Here is an 18,270-nt window from a genome sequence, read left to right as displayed (position 1 = left end):
CTTTCCCAGTGATGTAGTGCTCGCGGGACACTTGGCATAGGTCAGCATCGAAGCGGGGCATGCTCAACCTCTCCAGGTACTCTCGCAACATTGCACAGAGTGTTGAGGGCCTCTTTTATAGGTAATTCACATTACTCAATGCTCATTGGGCATGTGAATGGATGGTCAGGGTACCAGGTACCTTGGTGCGTTCGAGCCCCCCACGTTCCAGCCACCGGAGGGTCTGCGTATAGGCGCGCTGCAGCAAAGACTCGGTCTGGTCAAAGTTGAACACCGAGACATCTACAGGGCACAAGGCGGGACGATGTGCAGGCTGGTGAGAGTGCGGAAGTGTTCGATGTCACTCACCAGTTGGCGCATGCTCATCAAATTGACGGTGTGCAGGGCTAAGGCGACCAGGCCTCGGGGCGGTTGTGTTAGGGCGCAACTCACGCCGGTGGGGATTACCACGACGTTGGTGGCGCCCAAGGCTATGGCAGTCGAGATAGGTGTATTGCTTGCCACGCCGCCGTCAACCAGGAACTGATCGGCGATTTGTACGCAGGGGAACACCAGTGGGATGGCAGCGCTGGCCAGTAACGCCTGCTCAAGTTCGCCACTGGACAGAACGGTCTCGGCACCACTGAGCAGGTTGGTGGTGACGATGTATAGGGGCAGCACCGCATCCTCAATGCGGTGAATGGGCAGTGCCTGACCCAGCAGCCGATTCAAGGCCGACGGCTGCAACAGATAGCCACGCCGTTTGATCAATCCTCTACAGGTATCGAACCAAGAGAGGGGGAAGATGTCAGTTTTACTCAACCCGCGCCAGAATCCGGCGAGCGCCTCGACGCCATCGGAGTCGGGTCTTGCGGCAAAGTAGGCACCGTTGATAGCGCCTACCGAAGCGCCAACCACCATGTCGAATCGAACATTGGCCTCGACCAAGGCCCGCAACATACCCACCTGCACCGCCCCCAAACTGCCGCCGCCAGCGAATACGATTGCGGTTTTGGTCGCCATGGCGGAAGTCTCGGTGCAGAAATGTATCGAATTAGTGTAGCTGGCAGGTCGGCGTTACTTCCGGGTGCTTGCCACATGATTGAGACGTCGCAAGCTTGGAGTTCCGGATGACGCTGAATTCCAATGGAAACGGGATCAATGCATAACGGAGCGCGGTTCTACTGCGAGACCGCGCCCATAGGATTGAACGTCTATGACAACGAAGAGAAACTACGTCTCCAGAACACCTATCAGGCTCAAGAGGAAACCGAGGTTGGGAGTCAGCGACTTAACCCGGAGCGCCTTCAAAACGTACTTTTGGAACGGGAATCCACGACTGCGCTATCTAACAATTCTTAAGTCGGTGCACACCTATCCCATACAAGGTTTCACATGCCGAAGCTGTCATTTGCTTGGCTGCTTGTGACGAGCGTACATCACTGCCGTGCCACCTGATGTGCCTCTGGCCTGTAGCTCAAACGCCTGCGGGTAGCCTTTGATGAGGTCGCTGAGTTTTTTGAAGCCATGAGTGCGTGGGTCAAACTCAGGACGTAGTTTCGTAATGTTCGCGCCCAGCGCGCCTAAATGTGCCCAGCCATCCTCGTCAGCAATGTCGTCCATGATCTTGGCGATGAAGCCCACCGGTGCTTTAGGCTTTTTGGAAGGCTCAGCAACTGCTGGTTTGGCCACATCAGGGGTCGCAGCGGAAGCGGTACTAGGCTCACCGTTGGTAGGCGCAACGACATCCTCACGTAGTAACTCGATGTAAATGAATTTGTCGCATGCGGCCACGAACGGTTTGGGTGTTTTCTCTTCGCCGAACCCGTAAACGGTCAAACCCTCTTCACGTAATCGAGAAGCCAATCGAGTGAAATCGCTGTCGCTCGATACTAGGCAAAATCCATCGAAGCGGCGGGTGTATAGCAAGTCCATGGCATCAATGATAAGCGAGCTGTCGGTGGCATTTTTGCCTTTGGTATAGGCGAATTGCTGGATGGGCTGAATCGAGTGATCGAGCAGGACTTTCTTCCAACCGCCGAGATGGGGGCCAGTCCAGTCGCCGTAGATACGCTTGACACTGGCGACACCGTACTTAGCAATTTCTTCAAACAGGCCTTCGACGATTGCTGCTGGGGCATTGTCGGCGTCGATCAGCACTGCGAGGCGCTTCTGAGCGTTATTGGAGGTGTGCGTGGCCATGGTTCATCCTTGAGTCAAAGCGTCACCATACCTGCAAACGAGAGACTAATCTTGGTTTCGGTCGCTTGTATTCCCACCCACTAAGAAGTACGCCCGGATCAGCGCCGTTGCGCTGCCAGATTTAAAGTGTACCAACTCCCCCCTCGTGTGACCTGCAATCCTCGCAGTAATCAAAGCTGTCGCAAGTCATTGGAAAACATAAGCATTTAGCCATTGATTTCAACTGACATGAGGCCGCTATAGATTTCATTACCGGACTGATCGCAGGCTCTCCTCATTCGAGTATCAAGCGCGACGTCCTTCAGCATCTTGTAGAACAATTTTTTTATCTTTGGGGTCAGCTACGCTAAAGACCTGTGACCTCATTCGCCATAAATAATTACAACTTGGACGTAGGAGAATGGATATGGAAAATTTGGTGATTCTCATCGTACTGCCATTGGTTACCTTCATCGCGGCTTGGGCGATCGCCAGTTGGCGTGCCCAGCGCAACCACCAGCAGCTACGGACTGATCTGGAAGTGACACAGGCCGATTTGACGCGTGTCCAGGCAGATTTATCGGAACAGCAGGCCACACTTGGCACCTTGTCTAGAGAGAAAGCAGTACTGGATATTGCTTATGGGCGGTTGGAAACGGAACGGGATAGTAGCAAGGCACGGATCGACCGCCTTGAGGGTGATATGGTCGCCCAACAAGCTGAGATAGATCGCTTGCGACAATCCGAACAAGCGGCCAGAGAGACGAGCTCGAAAGCACAAGAGGCGGCCGACAAGCTGCAAGACCAGTTAGCCAGTAACAGTACCGCCTTCAAAGAACGCCTCGAAGAGAAGGATCAGCGCATTTTAGATCTGGATAAAAAGCAGGTTGCCGCAGAGCTACAACAAGCCAACACGGCGAAGCTGCTGTCCGAAAGTCGCGAGGCACTGAAACAAGCCCAGACCCAGCTCGAAGAGAAACAGGTCGTTCAAGAGCGTTTTGAGCGTGATTGGGGTGCCCAGAAAGCCGAACTCGAGGCCCTGCGTAAAACAGAAAAACAGGCCCGTGAGGTCGGCGCTACGGCACAGGAATCGGCGAACAAGTTGAAAGAACAACTTGTCATTAACGGTACGACCTCCAAGGAGCGTATCGAAGAGAAAGATCAGCGCATCGCGCAGTTGGATGAAAAGCTGGCGACCGCCGACGCAGCGCAAAAGCACACTGCTGCTCAACTGGCTGAAATTCGCGAGACGCTGAAGAAAGCGCAGACGCAACTGGAAGAAAAGCAGGAAGCACTCACCAACTTCAAAACGTGGTGGGAGCAGTGCAAGATCGAATTGAAGACCACACAAGACAGATATGCGGAACTGGACAACACCCATGGCCAGCTTAAAACCTCCTTGGCTGAAAAGCAGCAGCACTTTGACGCGCAGTTGAAGCTGCTGCAGGAGAATCGCGAGGAATTGACCAAAGAGTTCGAACGCCTCGCCAACGAGGTTCTGGAGCGCAAAGGCAAGGCGTTTAAAGAGTTGAACCAAGAGAGCATCACCAACTTGCTCAACCCACTCCATACCGAAATGAAAGGCTTTAAGGCGAAGGTGGAGGATATTCACGCTAAAGATGCGGAGCAGCGCGTCGAGCTCAGAACCGAGCTGAAGAACCTACAAACGCTCAACAAGGAAATCACCGATCAGGCCGACAAGCTGACTACCGCCCTGCAAGGCCAGAAGAAGGTGCAGGGTAACTGGGGTGAGCTGATGCTGGAGAACGTACTGGACAATTCAGGCCTTCGACTCGGTATCGACTACAAACGGGAAGTCAGCTTCACCACTGAAGAGGGTCGACAACGTCCCGATGCGATCGTCTATCTGCCACAAAAACAGCATCTGATCATCGATGCCAAGACGTCGTTAATGTCCTACACCCAGTATGTGAACGCCGACAACGACTTGGAACGCGGTCAAGCGTTGGCGGCCCATACCAAGGCGGTGAGTGACCGGGTCAATGAGTTGGCTGATCGAGATTATTTCAAGCTGCCTGGCCTGAACTCACCCGAGGTGGTGATAATGTTTATTCCGATCGAATCCGCTTATGTCGAAGCCCTTAAGTACGACGAAACCCTATTCCAGCGGGCTATCGAGCGTAACGTGCTGGTTGCCACACCCACCACTCTGTTGACCAGTCTTAACATCGTCCGCCAGCTGTGGCGGTTTGAAGATCAGAACAAGCACACCGCTGAGCTGGCCAACCGAGCTGAGAAGTTTTACAACAAGCTCAATGGCTTCCTGACCAGCATGCAGGGGGTAGGCAGCCAGTTGAACAGAGCTCGTGAAAGTTACGACAAGGCCTTCGGTCAGTTGTACATCGGAAGAGGGAACCTGATTAAACAAGCCGCCGAGTTTAAAGACCTGGGTGTGTCTGTCCAGAAAGAGCTACCAGCTGATCTAGTTGAGCGTGCCAACTTAGAACTCAGCAGTACTGTCGCGGAATTTGCAGAGATTGAAGTAGCTGAGGTATTGATAGCTGCATCATGAGCATAACAAATTCACTAATTGCGCCATGCGAATAAAGGAGGTTTTCTATGTCTAAACTCGCAGATGGCCGGTACAGCTCGATGAACTCGCTGTAATACGTCATCAGCTCTTCGATGTTCCAGCTCGCGCGCGCCTGCAAACGCAGAGCCTTGGAGGTCAGTTTGATTGACAGGATGAGGAGCGACCTCGCTACAACGTCGCTCCTCTGAATCCAAAAACGCTTACGTCTCCTTCAATGCCTGCCGACGCGCAAGGCTTTCACTGCAAGACCAGCAGAATCGCCAGGCCACCTGCGAGCATCAGCGGCGCGGTAGTGAAATCTGCCCCGGCGTTCCACAGGCCAGCGGAGCTCGACTCCTGTCCTGCAACATGTGCCCATTTACGTCCTTGCGTTAACCCGCGATCTTTATTGCAAGCTCGGCGACGTGTTTACCCTGGAAACGGGCAATATCCAGTTCATTTTGTGACGGTTGCCGTTTACCGTCAGCGCCTGCCAGGGTAGTCGCGCCATAGGGCGTACCACCGGTGATCTCGCTCATGTTGGTCAGCCCTGCGCAGCTGTAAGGCACACCCACGATGACCATCCCCTGATGCAGGAGTGTGCTGTGGAACGACGTAATAGTAGTTTCCTGGCCACCGTGCTGGGTGCCGGTCGATGCAAAGACACTGCCGATTTTCCCGACCAGCGCGCCGCTCATCCACAGTCCGCCGGTCTGGTCGAGAAACGTGCGCATCTGTCCCGCCATATTGCCGAAGCGCGTCGGTGTACCAAAGATGATGGCATCGTAATTTCCCAGCTCGTCAGGTGTTGCCACCGGTGCCTTCTGGTCAAGTTTGACGCCGATGGCTGCTGCCTGTTCGGCCGGGATGGTTTCAGCGACACGCTTGAGCGTCACGTCGGTGCCGGGTACGGATCGTGCACCCTCAGCCACTGCGCCAGCCATCGTTTCGAGGTGACCGTACATTGAGTAATAGAGAACCAGTACCTTCGCCATGATTTTTCTCCTGGATTAAGCACCATTCGATGGATTAGGAAGATCTTGGGTTACACCACTGCCAACGAACAACTGCGGCAGGTGTAGCGCTTGGTCACGAACAAAACTGCGGCTCACACCCACCTGACTGCAGAGACTTTGACGGAGTGCGGATTTAACGCTAGCAGCTCCCTATGCTACCTGCTGGGCAGACAGAGACGCTTTTATTGTCCCTCTTCGTCCCAGAGCAGGTTGCCAAGCAGCTGCTAGTGTTAAAAGTATGCGCAAAGCTTCAATACCAAACTTACTTGCGTATCCTCTCCCGCGCCCACAGGCGGAACACCATGAGATACAACCTGTTTGAGAATCAGAGAAACGAGATCATCCTGCTCGCTCGCATCCTTCTGATGATTCTTTTCATCATTTCCGGCTGGGGCAAGCTGACCAACTTTGGCGGTACCGTTGCTTACATAAGCTCACTCGGCGCGCCCATGCCCATGGTAGCTGCGGGGGTTGCGGTCGTCATGGAGCTCTTTGTTGCTATAGCGATCGTTGTGGGTTTCTACACCCGCCCACTCGCATTTCTCTACGTCTTGTTCGTACTCGGTACCGCTCTGATCGGGCATCACTTTTGGACTATGGTTGACCCAGAGCGCGCGGCCAACATGACCCAATATTTCAAGAACCTCAGCATCATGGGCGGTTTGCTGCTGCTGGGCATTACAGGCCCTGGCAAGTATTCGATTGATGGCAGATAGCAGCACGTGTAGTGGGGAAGGGCACGTAGTAAATCCCGCATGGCGCCCCAACTGTCTTGCACCATAGGCACCGCATGACGCCTAGGCCGCGTTTGGAAATCCATGATTGCTTCCCGGGCAAGGACGGTTGACACGACCCGACTTGTCACGGTGCGTCAGCAGAGTGGTGGGGGGCGTCCTGCACATGCTTCGGAGCAGCCATCCTGATCATGCTTCGACAGGTTGCATGAGTGGAGGGTGGCTATCTAGGCGCGACTGTATCTTGCCAATTGCTAACCGCCGCTTAGGACAGTAACCAACCCAGAGCTGTCGTTTATGGTGCCCAGACAATTCGGAGCAATTCAGTGCACGGGCAGATTATCCTTAATGGCGCGGACTAACTTTGCTGAGACATCCATTTCAGAAAGCCCGCTGATGTTGACTACAAGGTTGGCACGGGCCTGAAGTTCGTCGAGGACTCGCTTGCGAAAGTATGGATCCAGGGTCTCCATATCTTCCACAGTAGCCCCTCGGGTATGCAGACGATGTCGTCGCTCCGGTTCGTCAAGCAATAGCAATATTGTTATGTCTGGCGGGATCAGGCTCTTGCTCAGCGCGTCCAGGTCAGCCATGACACCACGAGCTTTCGCATAGGCAAGTGTCGAGGCCCAGTAGCGATCCATGAATACCCATTTTCCGCTCTCTGCCAGGCTGATTGCCTGCCTTCCCTCGCTCGATACGCTGGCCGCATAGAAGAGCGCTTTGGCCAGCTCATCATGGGCAAATGCTTCAAGTACAACAGGGCGACTTCCGCGTAGCGCAGGCCCGGGTGTGCTCATGGCATGGCCTGAATAGATCTCAGCCAGTCTTTTAACTACTGTGGATTTCCCAACGCCATCCAGCCCCTCAATGGCAACAAAACTCCCCATTTCAATTCTCCTCGAGCAATTTGGCAATGCATGCCATCTCGGCATGTTCTGCCTCGGAAAAACTATTGCTGGCAACTACGATGGGAATGCGCTGTTCGCTGCTTTCCCTGAATCCAAACAGTTGCTTCTGCTCATACAGCGGGGTTCCCCGCAACAGCATCAGTGGCCATGCTCTCAATCGAGGGACGTGCCGCTGCAAGCACCAGTCAACGCTGGCATTGAAGCTGTCCAGCGTCTGATTTGGCAGACCGTAGATCAGGGAAACCTCGAAGTCGATCTGCCGCTGTTGTAGCTGGCGGATCCTGTTGCAAACGATCTCCATTTGGTTGGGTCTTTTGATCGCCCGATACTCCGCTTCCACGGTCGTCTGCAGGCCAAACTCCAAAGTGACGTTCAGCCCCTCGAGTGCATCCAGAAAATCTGTGCTGCAGGTTTCGAAGCGGCACTGCAGCGAGAACTGGGCATTTATGCCGGCTGCCTTGATGCTGTTCAAAACCTCAATGGCACGTGTCTGATTGGTGTGGAAGATCGGATCTAGTACTGAAATACGCTTTACCCCTGTTGCGGTAAATAGCGCTAACTCCCTTTCTAGGCGCTGGCCATCGAACGACTGATGCTTGAGCCGCTTTCCCGGTTCACGGTGCTGGCAGAATGAACACTTGAAGGGGCAGCCACGCTGGGTTTCCCAACGAATGTTGTCCCGAACTTTGGCTGTTCCCAGCAGGTACGGCGAGGGTAAATCCAGCAGATCATGATCTGCCTTGAGGCCTAGGTCAGGAGTGCCAGCAACATGTATTCCACATTCGCTGGGAAACACGCCTTGAGCCAGTGCAACCATGGCCATTTCCCCTTGTCCGCGAACGAAATAGTCGGCTTCTGGGTAAGTACTTTCCAGTTGCCCTTTGGTCATGTAGGAAACCTGTGGGCCACCAAGAGCGATACTCGCTCCTGTACCTTTGATCAGGCGAATCAAACTGCGAACCTCGGGGTCGTTCCACACGTAGGTGCCGAAGCCGACCAGGCACCCGGGGCCAGCCTCGGCAATTGCCAGGCGCAACTCACTCAATGTCCGCTCTTGGGAAAACGTCGGGCAATTCACCTGTGCGTCGATGATCCGCCACGGAACATCCGCGGCTTGTAGGGCCGCGGCAATCGAGGCGATACCTAAGCCTGTTTTACCATCTTGTGGCCTGCGCCAATCCAGCGATACCAGAATGACCTGCTTCATGGCATCACCTTCTGCCAGGCATGCCGGTATCGCTCGGCATGGCCACGTAGCCGTTGTCGGACATCACGGCGAAAGTTCTGGAAGGCACGTCGGTCACCGGGTGTGGTGGGCACGATGACCATGCCGCAGCCATTAGGCGGGAAGAGCTTGTAGTGCCGGCCATTGGCATACGTCCAGCCTTGTTGAAGTAGCTTCAGTACGAGTTCATTGATGTCTTTGTTCTTGCTGAAGTACATGATTTTTCCCCTGCTGTATTGCGTTACGCGAACGATGCAGCGGAAGCGCGGGGCAAGCCCGACAGGCGACCGAAAGAAAAAATCAAAAATGACCGATCAGCAGGCGGGGCGCCGTGGGAGCTGCATCTGCAGGTATTCGACAACAGCATGCCGCTTGTAGACGGCGGCAACCCACAGCGCGTCCTTCACGTTCAGAGGAGATTCATTGTCCAGCGAAAGCCAAGGATTACCATCAGCCTTGATCATGGCCTTGAGAACATCCAGGTTCCCAATCTGAGCGGCAAACAGCGTAGGCGTCCAAAGATCCTGATACCCGTTGAAGTCCTCGTAGCGCCGATTTGGATCGGCTTTGTTTTCCAACAATATCATGACCACTTGGCGCCTCGCATTGACGGGGCGTCTGTAGTACGAGGTCACTGCCTCGTAGATCAAGTGCTTTCGCGGCGCTTCGAAATCCGACATCCAGGCCTGGCGTCTAGCTGGCAGCTCACAGTCCAGAACCGCGCCGGCCTTGGCATCAAAGGCGTCTGCCGGGACGCGACCATCAAGATAGGCGTCCCGCTGTGCGGGGTCACTCACATGCATGCTGTCGTGCAGCAGCGCCATGGCATAAACAAGTGCACAGGGTGAGGTGAAGCAAGACTGCTCGACATCCGCACCGAGGGTGATCAGCTTGTCGACGACCTCGGCATCGCCCATATTCATGGCAATCTGTAGGGGCGTTTCCCGATCGCTTGAGGCAGGGTAGTTGGCCGTTTCAGTGCTGATGCGCAGTGTCAGCAGGTACTTCAGGATGTCCGGGTCTTTTCTGTCATAAGCTCGACGCAGCGCCATGATCAGTGCGTTTTCGCCGGATTCCGGAATAATCAAGTTCGGGTCAGCCCCCGCTTGTACAGCTTGCTTCACATCTTCGAGCGTGCCCAACAGCACAGCATTCATCAGCGCTGTATAGCGAACCTGTCCATCGGACTGGGCACTGATACGGTTGGGGTTGGCAAGCTCTTTGGCTGATAGCGAGAAAGGCTTGTTCAGCACCACAACTCGCATTGCAGGTGGAACGCGTTTTTTGGCCTTTTGCTCCGTAAACAGACGCTCGAATTCGGTTGAGAGATGCTGCATTTTCTGCTCGTCCAGTTCCCGTTTCGGCGGCTTGTTCAATCCCAGCAGAAAGCATTTATCCCAATAGTGATTGGCCTGAACCTTGTCGCCTACACCAACTGCGTAGCACAGGGCCTCGTGCAGGATCCCATGCTGGTTTGGGCCAGCTCTCCACCACGCGCTGTGGCAGGCAGCTCTATAGAGTTTGAGTGCGTTGTCCTTTTCTCCGAGATTGGCATCTAGCCTTGCGCAGAGCCACGAGCAGAGGTACTCATGAGTAGCCCTTAGAGACGGGTTGCTCCGTTCACAAAGGGCGCGAAGCCAATTGAGTCGATCACGAATCGGCTGTTCGTTGCCCCGTGCATCGGCAAACAGTCGATCAAGGTCAGCCAGTACGCGAGCCGCCTCATCACTTACAGGCAGGCTATTACGATCAGCGGCCTCACGCTTCAACTGGGAAATAAACTGCTGCTCGTTTTGAAGGGGGCGCTGGCCATGCAGATGGAAGTCACGCTTGATGACGTCACGCAAGTCGGCAGGCAGCGACTGCAGCGCTACAACCATGGCCAACCAGCCGGTGAGATGTTCCGACTTTTTAGCGACAAGTTCGCTACCGTGAAACATGGCTTGTGTCGTGGATCGGTAGGGCCACATCGGCTTTTTTATCGGGCCACCGTGCTGCCAGCGCTCCAATGTGCGCTCATCGATATTCAGATGATTGGCAAGCTGCTCCAGCAACTGCCTTACAGGGAGCATGGTCTGCAGAGCGGCAGCCTGTAGCCAGGTGGCAAAGGGAGCTACCCACCATTGATTTAAATCGAGCAGGGATACTTCGTGGCTGGCACGACGGATCATCCCTGAAAGCTCAGGAACTACAAACAGTCTGAAAAAAGCATGTTGAGCAGGCTCTGCGATCATTCCAGTAGTATCGGTGTTACGTGCCAATGACCGCAGTAGGTTACTGTGCCGATGCCAGGCAGATTCGATCAGATTACTCCAGTCGGCACCACAGTCGTCGCGTATAGCGCGTAGCCACTGCGCCAGGCAATTTTGGAACAGATCGAAGTTGCTGCCCGGGCGCTTCTCATCGGCTTGATCATCCAGATCTTTGTCCAGCCCTTTTTGCGTGAAAAAAGGACGATATCCAGAAGCCGTAATTACATGGCGAAGAGATTTACTCGGAGTGGGCTGTATGGCCAGGTCGCTCATCCTTGATCCTTGCAGTGGGGACTCCGCGAAATCCCTAGATGGGTAAGCAAAAGAATTGATACTCGCAAAGCCGCACGCCGATGCGACACTAAGTTGCCCTACGCTTTACTTCGTCAGTTAAAAGTAGTCCAAGTGGGCACTTGACGCTCATGACTGACCGCTATTGCCGATTGCTGTCTGTCAGGTAGAAGTCATTCAGTCGTCATGAGCACCGCAAGCGTCATGTTGATGAAGGCTTCGTTTTTGCTGATTGTGTCCAAAGCCTCACGAACGTTGCCGGCTACCTCCGCTGATCCGCGCTGCTCGACCCACAGCGTCAGCTCCATAATGGCAGCCTCAAGGGCGAGTTGGTTTTGATTGATCTTGAAGAGTAGGGAAGGGAGTAGGTCTGCGTTCGACATTGTGATTCCTCCGTGGAAGAGGTCAGCGTAGCAGGAGCTATAGCTGAGAGATTGGGGGATCAAATCAAGATGCGGACAACGTGTTGTGATTTACGTTGGATGGTCAGCATTGAAGGTGGAGCAAGTAATGTGTGACTCGGTCCTATCCCTGAAAACGTCCGCACTCGTGAGCCATGCCAAGTGAAGATCTATAAAAAACCTCACACTGGCGAAGTCTTCGAAACCAAAGGGGCAATCACAAGACTTCGAAAGAGTGGAAAGCCGAGCACCGCTCCGCGACTGTTGAGTCCTGGCTGACCAAGTGACTTTGTTTTGAGTACAAAAGGGCCCTTCGAGGGCCTTTTTTATTGGATTTTTCCCAACTATGGAAACAGCTTTGAAGTTTTTAAGCGTCCGCGTGGCAGGGGCAACAGATCTCTACCACTCAATCGCTTTAACTGAAGTGGGTGCCGTCAAACGCTGTTCAGTCATGTATAGACTCCGCTTCATCCAGGTGATCGATGTGCTTGAAGCGCTCAACCAGAAAATCGATCAGGCTGCGCACTCGAGCCGACAGGTGTAACTGTTGTGGGTAAACCGCATAAACATCGGCGCGGGTCGGTGTCTGGTCTTCAAGCACTAAACGCAAGCGGCCACTGCGCACATATCTGGCGATGTCCCATTCGGCCCGCAGCAAAATGCCGTAGCCTTCCAACGCCCAGTTCAGGGCAACTTCACCGTCGTTGCACCCCAAAGCGCCACGCACTTTGATGTTTTGCGTGCGCCCACCGTTGGTAAAGCTCCACACGCCGTAGGGCGTTTCGTTCTGCCGCAGGAAGATGCAGTTATGTTGCTGCAAATCCGTCAGGCGTTGAGGCACGCCTTGTTTTTCCAGGTACAGCGGTGAGGCGCATAACAATCGGCGATTGGACGCGATCTTGCGTGCATGGAAGGCGGCGTCCGGCAGCGTACCGAAGCGTATGCCCAGGTCAAACCCGTGAGTAGTCAGGTCGAGCGGGTGATCGCTGATTTCCAGCTGTATTTCCACCTCCGGGTACTGTGCGAAGAACGCGCCGAGGGCCGGGCCGATGTAACGACGGCCAAAGCCCAGCGACGCGTTGACCCGGATCAGACCTTTAGGTGTGGCCCGACTGCTGTTGATCAACTGCTCGACCTCATCGATCTGCGTCAGGATGCGAGCGGCATGCGAGAAAAGCAGTTCGCCTTCTGAAGTCAGACTCATTGAGCGCGTGGTGCGATTGACCAGGCGGACGCCCAATCGAGCCTCCAGCGCGGTGAGACGCTTGCTCACCGCGGGTGGCGTGATGCCCAGCTCTCGAGCCGTCGCGGCGAGGCTGCCTTTGTTGGCCAGAAGGTAAAAAAATGACAAATCCAAGGTTGGGTTCATTCGTAACTCAAAGTTATTTATGTAGTGATTCTGAGTAACTCACACCTATTTGTTCACTACATATACTCCGCTCACACCCTGATTGAACAGCCCGTTCGACAGGCAAAACAAGAACGTTACGAGAGTGGAGTTGACCATGAGCGCATACAAGATTGCAGCGGTTCCAGGCGATGGTATCGGTGTTGAAGTGATCGCCGCTGGCGTCGAGGTGCTGCAAGCCCTGTCGAAAAAATCTGGCTTCGACCTGGACTTCAAACATTTCGACTGGAACTCGGATAACTACCTGAAAAACGGGTACTACATTCCTGAGGGTGGCCTGGAAGAACTGAAAACCTTCGACGCGATTTTCTTCGGTGCCGTGGGCGCGCTCAACGTGCCGGATCACATTTCCCTGTGGGGCCTGCGCCTGCCGATCTGCCAGGGCTTCGATCAGTACGCCAACGTGCGTCCGGCTCGCGTGTTGCCAGGGGTGAAAAGCCCGCTGCTCAATGGTGACCAGATCGACTGGGTGGTGGTGCGGGAAAACTCCGAAGGTGAGTACTCCGGCAACGGCGGTCGTGTGCACCGGGGGCTGCCAGAGGAGGTGGCAACCGAGGTGTCGGTGTTCACCCGTGCCGGGGTCGAGCGCATTCACCGTTTCGCGTTCGAACTGGCGCAAAGCCGCCCACGCAAACACCTGACCATGGTCACCAAGTCCAACGCCCAGCGTCACGGCATGGTGTTGTGGGACGAGATTTTCTACGAAGTGGCCAAGGACTTCCCGGACGTTAAAATCGATAAGGAACTGGTCGACGCCGTGACCACGCGCATGGTGCTCAAACCCTCCACGCTGGACGTGATCGTCGCCACCAACCTGCACGCCGACATTCTGTCCGACCTTGCTGCCGCGTTGTCTGGCAGCCTGGGCATCGCGCCAACCGCCAACCTGAACCCGTCGCGCAAATTCCCCTCGATGTTCGAACCGATCCACGGCTCGGCTTTCGACATCACTGGCAAAGGGGTGGCCAACCCGATTGCGACCTTCTGGACGGCGGCGATGATGCTCGAACACCTGGGCGAAGCCGCTGCGGCAAAACAGCTGATGTCCGCCATCGAAGCCGTGACCGAAAGCGGTGTGCACACCCCGGATCTGGGCGGTACAGCCACCACCCGCCAGATCACGGATGCGGTCATCGCGTTGATCAACCGCTGATATCTTCCAGCGATTCAAAGTAGTACTGCGGCACAACGCCAAGGGGCAGATCACTGGATCTGACTCCTTGGCATTTCCTGACAACAATAAAAAATCAGGGCCCTGTCATGAAAAGAATATTAGGCAAACTCTACGTACAAGTGCTCATCGCGGTCATCCTCGGCGCCATCGTCGGTGTGTTCGTTCCTGAAACCGGCGCTGCACTCAAACCCTTGGGCGACGCGTTCATCAAACTGATCAAAATGCTCCTCGCACCGGTGATCTTCCTGACCGTGGTCACGGGCATCGCCCGCATGGAAAACATGAAGGAGCTGGGGCGGGTCGGCTTTCGTGCGCTGCTCTATTTCGAAGTGGTATCAACGCTGGCGCTGGTGGTCGGGCTGGTGGTGGTCGATGTGTTCAAACCCGGCGCCGGCATGAACATCGATGTTGCTACCCTCGACACTTCCAGCCTGGCCACCTACACCTCGGTCGTGAAACATGCATCGTTCATGGACTTCGTCATGAACATCATTCCCGACACCATCGTGGATGCCTTCGCCAAGGGCAATGTGCTGCAGATCCTGCTGTTTTCCATTCTGTTGGGAATCGCCCTAGCTCATGTAGGGCCGCGCGGCAAGGCGTTCGTCGACACGCTGGATAGCCTGATGCAGGGCATGTTCCGCATCGTCAACATGGTCATGCGCCTGGCGCCGATTGGCGCATTCGGCGCCATTGCCTTCACCATCGGCAAATACGGTTTCGGCTCGCTGTTCTCGCTGGGCAAGCTGATGGCCTGTGTGTACCTGACCTGCGCGGTGTTTGTGATCTTCGTGCTCGGCCCGATCTGCCGCTACAGCGGTTTCAGCCTGTGGAAGTTCCTGAAGTTTATCAAGGAAGAACTATTCACCGTGCTCGGTACCAGCTCATCGGAATCGGTGCTGCCACAGATGATTTCCAAGATGGAAAAGGCCGGAGTATCCAAACCCGTTGCTGGGATGATCATTCCTTCCGGTCTCACCTTCAACCCGGATGGGCAGGCGATCTACTACACCATCGCCGCAATTTTCATTGCCCAGGCTACCAACACGCCGCTGACCCTGACCGATCAGTTGATCGTGCTGGCGGTGCTGATGTTCACCTCCAAGGGCTCTGCGGGTGTCACCGGTTCTGGGTTCATCATTCTGGCCGCCACCTTGTCGTCCCTAGGCACCATTCCCGTTGCGGGCATGGTGTTGTTGCTGGGCGTCGACCGGTTCATGTCGGAAGCGCGGGCAATCACCAATACCATCGGCAATGGTGTGGGCACCATGGCGATTGCCAAATGGGTCGGGGCGCTGGACACAGTCAAGATGCACAAGGCACTCAATGGTGAGGTCGAAGAGCAAAAGCCTGAGGTGGTTCGGGCAGACGTTGTTCATGCTCCTTCCTCGGTAACGAGCAGTCCCTTGCTGCCCAGCCTTAACAAAGCTTCACGAGTGTAAATATCTGGTGCTGACCAACGCGATGCTTAGTGCCATTTTGATTGAGCATTTCCTATTCCAAGCATCTTGCGCTGAGAGATGGTCACATCTGAAGTCGGTATTCATGCACGTTTAGCTCCGCTACCGTTGAGTCTTGGCTGACCAAGTGATTTTGGTTTGAGTACAAAAGGGCCCCTTTGAGGGCCCTTTTTGTTGATCAAGGTGATTAGCTAAACGATTTCTGGTGAAGTAGCTGAATGTCTTGTCGATGACGAGGAAAAAGTACATCTCTGGATCAGTTTTCGCCTCAAAAATAAGGTGCTTTCACCTCTGCTTCATCGCTTTGAATCTGCTAGCCATCTCAATACTGCTCTGTCTCTAGATCGATTTCCCTTTTCAACTCATCGATTGCTGTGAGTATGAATTCAATCGTTGGTTCGTCGATGAATCTGCCGTTCTGCATCTTTTGGTTGACGTTAGGAATGACAATTTGGGGGCAGCAAACCACTTTGGAAAGCGTGGCTGATAACGTCTCACGCAGCTGAGACTGGGCACGCACCCCGCCGAGCAACCCTGGTGAAGACGTCATTATCAGAACGGGTTTATTTTTTAGAGGTGAATTGAAGCCAGGACGAGAGGCCCAATCCAGTGCGTTTTTCAGAACACCAGAAGTGCCATAGTTGTACTCAGGTGAGCAGAGGATTAAGCCATCGGCGAGTGAGATCGCTTCCTTCAGAGCTGCCACTGAGTTCGGTAACGCGTCCGTTTCGAGATCACTGTCGTACAGGGGGATATCGTTCAACGGAAAGAGGCTCAGCTCTGCTTGATGACTCAATCGAGACGCGAGTGTTTCAAGTATCGCAGTGTTGTTTGATGCTGAGCGCAAGCTGCCGGATATGCCGATTAAACGGAGAGTTGAAGTGCTCATAAAACTCCTTGAGCCAAGAGAGGGCTTGGCCTCGGTAAGACTACAGCCCAGGTTTCCCTGGGAGCGATGCACCTATCATCACAAAAAGCGCCCTGGCAATTCGTTCACTTTTATTGCGCCACGCGTGTCTAGTACCGCTTTGAATAACGACGTCGCCGGCTTTCACTAGGCGGGTCTCGCCATGATCCAATTCAAGCCACATTTCACCTTCCAAAATGATTCCGTAATCGATGGTGGCAGTGGTGTGCATACCCGGATTTTCCGGCTCAAAGCTTTCAATCAAACCAGGCAGTGCAGCACCCAGTTCCTCATAGGCCCGGACACCATCGATAGGGTTCTGCATGATCGAGTCAGGTGGAAAATCAAATATGGCGAGACTGGTGCCTCCCAGTGGCGGAATTAGCGACGCGTAGTCAAGCGTGGGGTCGCTCCTTTGCTCAAGACAAACCGGATGTGCTGAAGTCGTCCACAGTTGGGCCATAGCGTGCCCAGGAATCAAGGTAAAGGACTGTGCTCGTGGAGCATAATCATCAGAAATGAACACGGAGTTTCCATGTTCGTCATGGCCGGTCACGATTCTTCTTATTTTCATTCTGAATTACTCGACTAATAATCAAAAAGCGCAGGCGTACTGACAACTGAAAGACAGCGAGGGGCGGCCTAAACCGCGCCGCTCGCCGAGCTTAATCAAGGACAGATGACGTAGTTGCTGAAGCCACCGTGGCGGTTTTCGATACCGGTAATTGCGTTGTTGACGTCTTCTAGTTTGAAGGCCGTGTTTTCAAAAAATGAGAGATCCAGCACACCGGACTCAACCATGTCAGCCATGGCTTGGCCTTGCCCTGTAGTGAACCAGGCCGACCCGCTGATCTGGATGTCGTTGTCCATGATCCAGTGAAGGTCGATTGGGACTTCACCGGCAATGGCGCCGACGTTGACCAGATGGCCACCGCGATGGAGAGATTTAAGGGCTTGGGTCAGGCTTTCGTGGGGAGCCCCTGGGCCCAGGGCATCAATGACCACATCGACGCCTTCGCCATGGGTGACTTCAAAGACCCATTCATTGGTGGGAATCGTACCAAGGGTATGAATTTCGATCCGGCCCGGAGCTGCCAGGTCTTTCACCTTCTGGAACAGCTCCTGGTTTCGCGCAGTGCCGAGGATTTTTCGTACCCCCATGGCCAGCGCTAGAGCGACTGCACCTAAACCGAGTGTGCCGCTGATCCCGTTGATTAGAACAGTGCTACCGGGGCCCGCGTTGGCCTTGAGCAACGCCTTGTAGGCGGTGCCCAGATAGCCTAAGCGCGCGGCGGTTTCGAAACTGATGTTGTTCGGCAGTTTGACCAGACTGTATTGCGGGGCCGGGATGTACTCGCAAAGGCCGCCGTAGGGGTAGTCTTCGAACATGCGCGGGCTTTTCGGCGTAAAGCCAAAATAGCCGTTGAAGGTATAGGCGGTGCAGGCAATTGTGTTACCCGCACGGCAAGCTCGGCAGGAGCCGCAGTGTCGGCCCGGGTTGACATACACACGGTCGCCGACCTTGAAGTCGTAGACTTGAGCACCTACTGCTTCGACGACACCTGATGGATCGAGCCCGAAAATGGCAGGAAGTTTCGGCAGCGGATTTTGAGGGAACCACTTAACCCAATTAGTGAGAATGTTGTGCAGGTTTGGGACGATCCCACATGCTTTCACCTTGACCAGCACCTCGGTAGGGCGAATTTCGGGTACAGAAACTTGCTCGATGACCATGGGTTTGCCGCCTTCGTACAGACGTGCAGCGCGCATAGTTTTTGCAGTCATGATGTTCTCCAAC

Annotated in this window: 15 protein-coding genes and 3 pseudogenes; 5 read left to right on the top strand and 13 right to left on the bottom strand. The window is 54.5% G+C overall.

Annotated features, from left to right (window positions below; all coding sequences use genetic code 11):
* Positions 1-142 precede the first annotated feature (142 nt).
* Both KGB29_RS07165 and KGB29_RS07160 read right to left on the bottom strand, forming a co-directional pair.
* A pseudogene (locus KGB29_RS07165) lies at positions 143-1,002 on the bottom strand (patatin-like phospholipase family protein).
* Between the two features lie 384 nt (positions 1,003-1,386).
* A complete protein-coding gene (locus KGB29_RS07160) occupies positions 1,387-2,181 on the bottom strand; it encodes an NYN domain-containing protein (RefSeq protein WP_223616325.1) in 795 nt (264 codons plus the stop codon).
* A gap of 406 nt (positions 2,182-2,587) precedes the next feature.
* Here KGB29_RS07160 and rmuC point away from each other — a divergent pair, with 406 nt between their 5' ends.
* Positions 2,588-4,693: a DNA recombination protein RmuC gene (rmuC, locus tag KGB29_RS07155; RefSeq protein WP_223616324.1), complete on the top strand. Its 2,106-nt coding sequence runs from the start codon at positions 2,588-2,590 to the stop codon at positions 4,691-4,693.
* Between the two features lie 37 nt (positions 4,694-4,730).
* Here rmuC and KGB29_RS28825 read toward each other — a convergent pair.
* Positions 4,731-4,853: pseudogene (locus KGB29_RS28825) on the bottom strand (phenylacetic acid degradation operon negative regulatory protein PaaX); the annotation flags it as partial.
* Between the two features lie 232 nt (positions 4,854-5,085).
* Positions 5,086-5,688: an NAD(P)H:quinone oxidoreductase gene (gene wrbA / locus KGB29_RS07150; RefSeq protein ID WP_223616323.1), complete on the bottom strand. Its 603-nt coding sequence runs from the start codon at positions 5,686-5,688 to the stop codon at positions 5,086-5,088.
* A 323-nt stretch (positions 5,689-6,011) separates the two neighbouring features.
* On the opposite strand from wrbA, the gene KGB29_RS07140 reads away from it, so the two are divergent.
* A complete protein-coding gene (locus tag KGB29_RS07140; RefSeq protein WP_223616322.1) occupies positions 6,012-6,425 on the top strand; it encodes a DoxX family protein in 414 nt (137 codons plus the stop codon).
* 341 nt (positions 6,426-6,766) lie between these two features.
* Here KGB29_RS07140 and KGB29_RS07135 read toward each other — a convergent pair whose 3' ends face one another.
* From KGB29_RS07135 to KGB29_RS07115, 5 genes are all read right to left on the bottom strand, one after another.
* Positions 6,767-7,333, bottom strand: a complete 567-nt coding sequence (locus KGB29_RS07135) for a dTMP kinase (RefSeq protein ID WP_223616321.1) — start codon at positions 7,331-7,333, stop codon at positions 6,767-6,769.
* 1 nt (position 7,334) lies between these two features.
* Entirely contained in the window at positions 7,335-8,561 is a 1,227-nt protein-coding gene (locus KGB29_RS07130; RefSeq protein ID WP_223616320.1) for a B12-binding domain-containing radical SAM protein, read from the bottom strand.
* Entirely contained in the window at positions 8,558-8,797 is a 240-nt protein-coding gene (locus KGB29_RS07125; RefSeq protein WP_223616319.1) for a hypothetical protein, read from the bottom strand. Before KGB29_RS07125 ends, KGB29_RS07130 begins: the two co-directional genes overlap by 4 nt.
* A 96-nt stretch (positions 8,798-8,893) precedes the next feature.
* Complete coding sequence (locus KGB29_RS07120; RefSeq protein WP_223616318.1) at positions 8,894-11,104, bottom strand: ankyrin repeat domain-containing protein; 2,211 nt, start codon at positions 11,102-11,104, stop codon at positions 8,894-8,896.
* A gap of 191 nt (positions 11,105-11,295) precedes the next feature.
* Positions 11,296-11,505, bottom strand: a complete 210-nt coding sequence (locus KGB29_RS07115; RefSeq protein ID WP_223616317.1) for a hypothetical protein — start codon at positions 11,503-11,505, stop codon at positions 11,296-11,298.
* 162 nt (positions 11,506-11,667) lie between these two features.
* Between KGB29_RS07115 and KGB29_RS07110 the strand changes: the two are divergent.
* Positions 11,668-11,810 (top strand): annotated as a pseudogene (locus KGB29_RS07110) (transcriptional regulator); the annotation flags it as partial.
* A 158-nt stretch (positions 11,811-11,968) separates the two neighbouring features.
* Here the strand turns inward: KGB29_RS07110 and KGB29_RS07105 are convergent.
* A complete protein-coding gene (locus KGB29_RS07105; protein ID WP_223616316.1) occupies positions 11,969-12,892 on the bottom strand; it encodes a LysR family transcriptional regulator in 924 nt (307 codons plus the stop codon).
* Between the two features lie 136 nt (positions 12,893-13,028).
* On the opposite strand from KGB29_RS07105, the gene KGB29_RS07100 reads away from it, so the two are divergent.
* Complete coding sequence (locus KGB29_RS07100) at positions 13,029-14,084, top strand: tartrate dehydrogenase (RefSeq protein WP_223616315.1); 1,056 nt, start codon at positions 13,029-13,031, stop codon at positions 14,082-14,084.
* A 107-nt stretch (positions 14,085-14,191) separates the two neighbouring features.
* Entirely contained in the window at positions 14,192-15,547 is a 1,356-nt protein-coding gene (locus KGB29_RS07095; RefSeq protein ID WP_223616314.1) for a dicarboxylate/amino acid:cation symporter, read from the top strand.
* 340 nt (positions 15,548-15,887) lie between these two features.
* Here the strand turns inward: KGB29_RS07095 and KGB29_RS07090 are convergent, their stop codons facing one another.
* From KGB29_RS07090 to KGB29_RS07080, 3 genes are all read right to left on the bottom strand, one after another.
* The gene (locus tag KGB29_RS07090; protein WP_223616313.1) at positions 15,888-16,454 is read right to left on the bottom strand and encodes an NADPH-dependent FMN reductase; all 567 of its coding nucleotides are present in this window, start codon (positions 16,452-16,454) and stop codon (positions 15,888-15,890) included.
* Positions 16,455-16,494: 40 nt separating this feature from the next.
* Positions 16,495-17,046 carry a cupin domain-containing protein gene (locus KGB29_RS07085; protein WP_263294429.1) on the bottom strand — a complete coding sequence of 184 codons (552 nt, stop codon included), beginning with the start codon at positions 17,044-17,046 and terminating at the stop codon, positions 16,495-16,497.
* Between the two features lie 95 nt (positions 17,047-17,141).
* Positions 17,142-18,257 (bottom strand): alcohol dehydrogenase catalytic domain-containing protein, encoded by a 1,116-nt coding sequence (locus KGB29_RS07080; protein WP_223616311.1) that lies wholly within the window; start codon positions 18,255-18,257, stop codon positions 17,142-17,144.
* Between the last annotated feature and the right edge of the window lie 13 nt (positions 18,258-18,270).

It is taken from the genome of Pseudomonas sp. BF-B-30, assembly GCF_019956305.1.
Lineage (GTDB): Bacteria > Pseudomonadota > Gammaproteobacteria > Pseudomonadales > Pseudomonadaceae > Aquipseudomonas > Aquipseudomonas jessenii.
The sequence above is the reverse complement of the archived record's forward strand: the minus strand, read 5'-3'. Positions and strand labels throughout refer to the sequence as shown.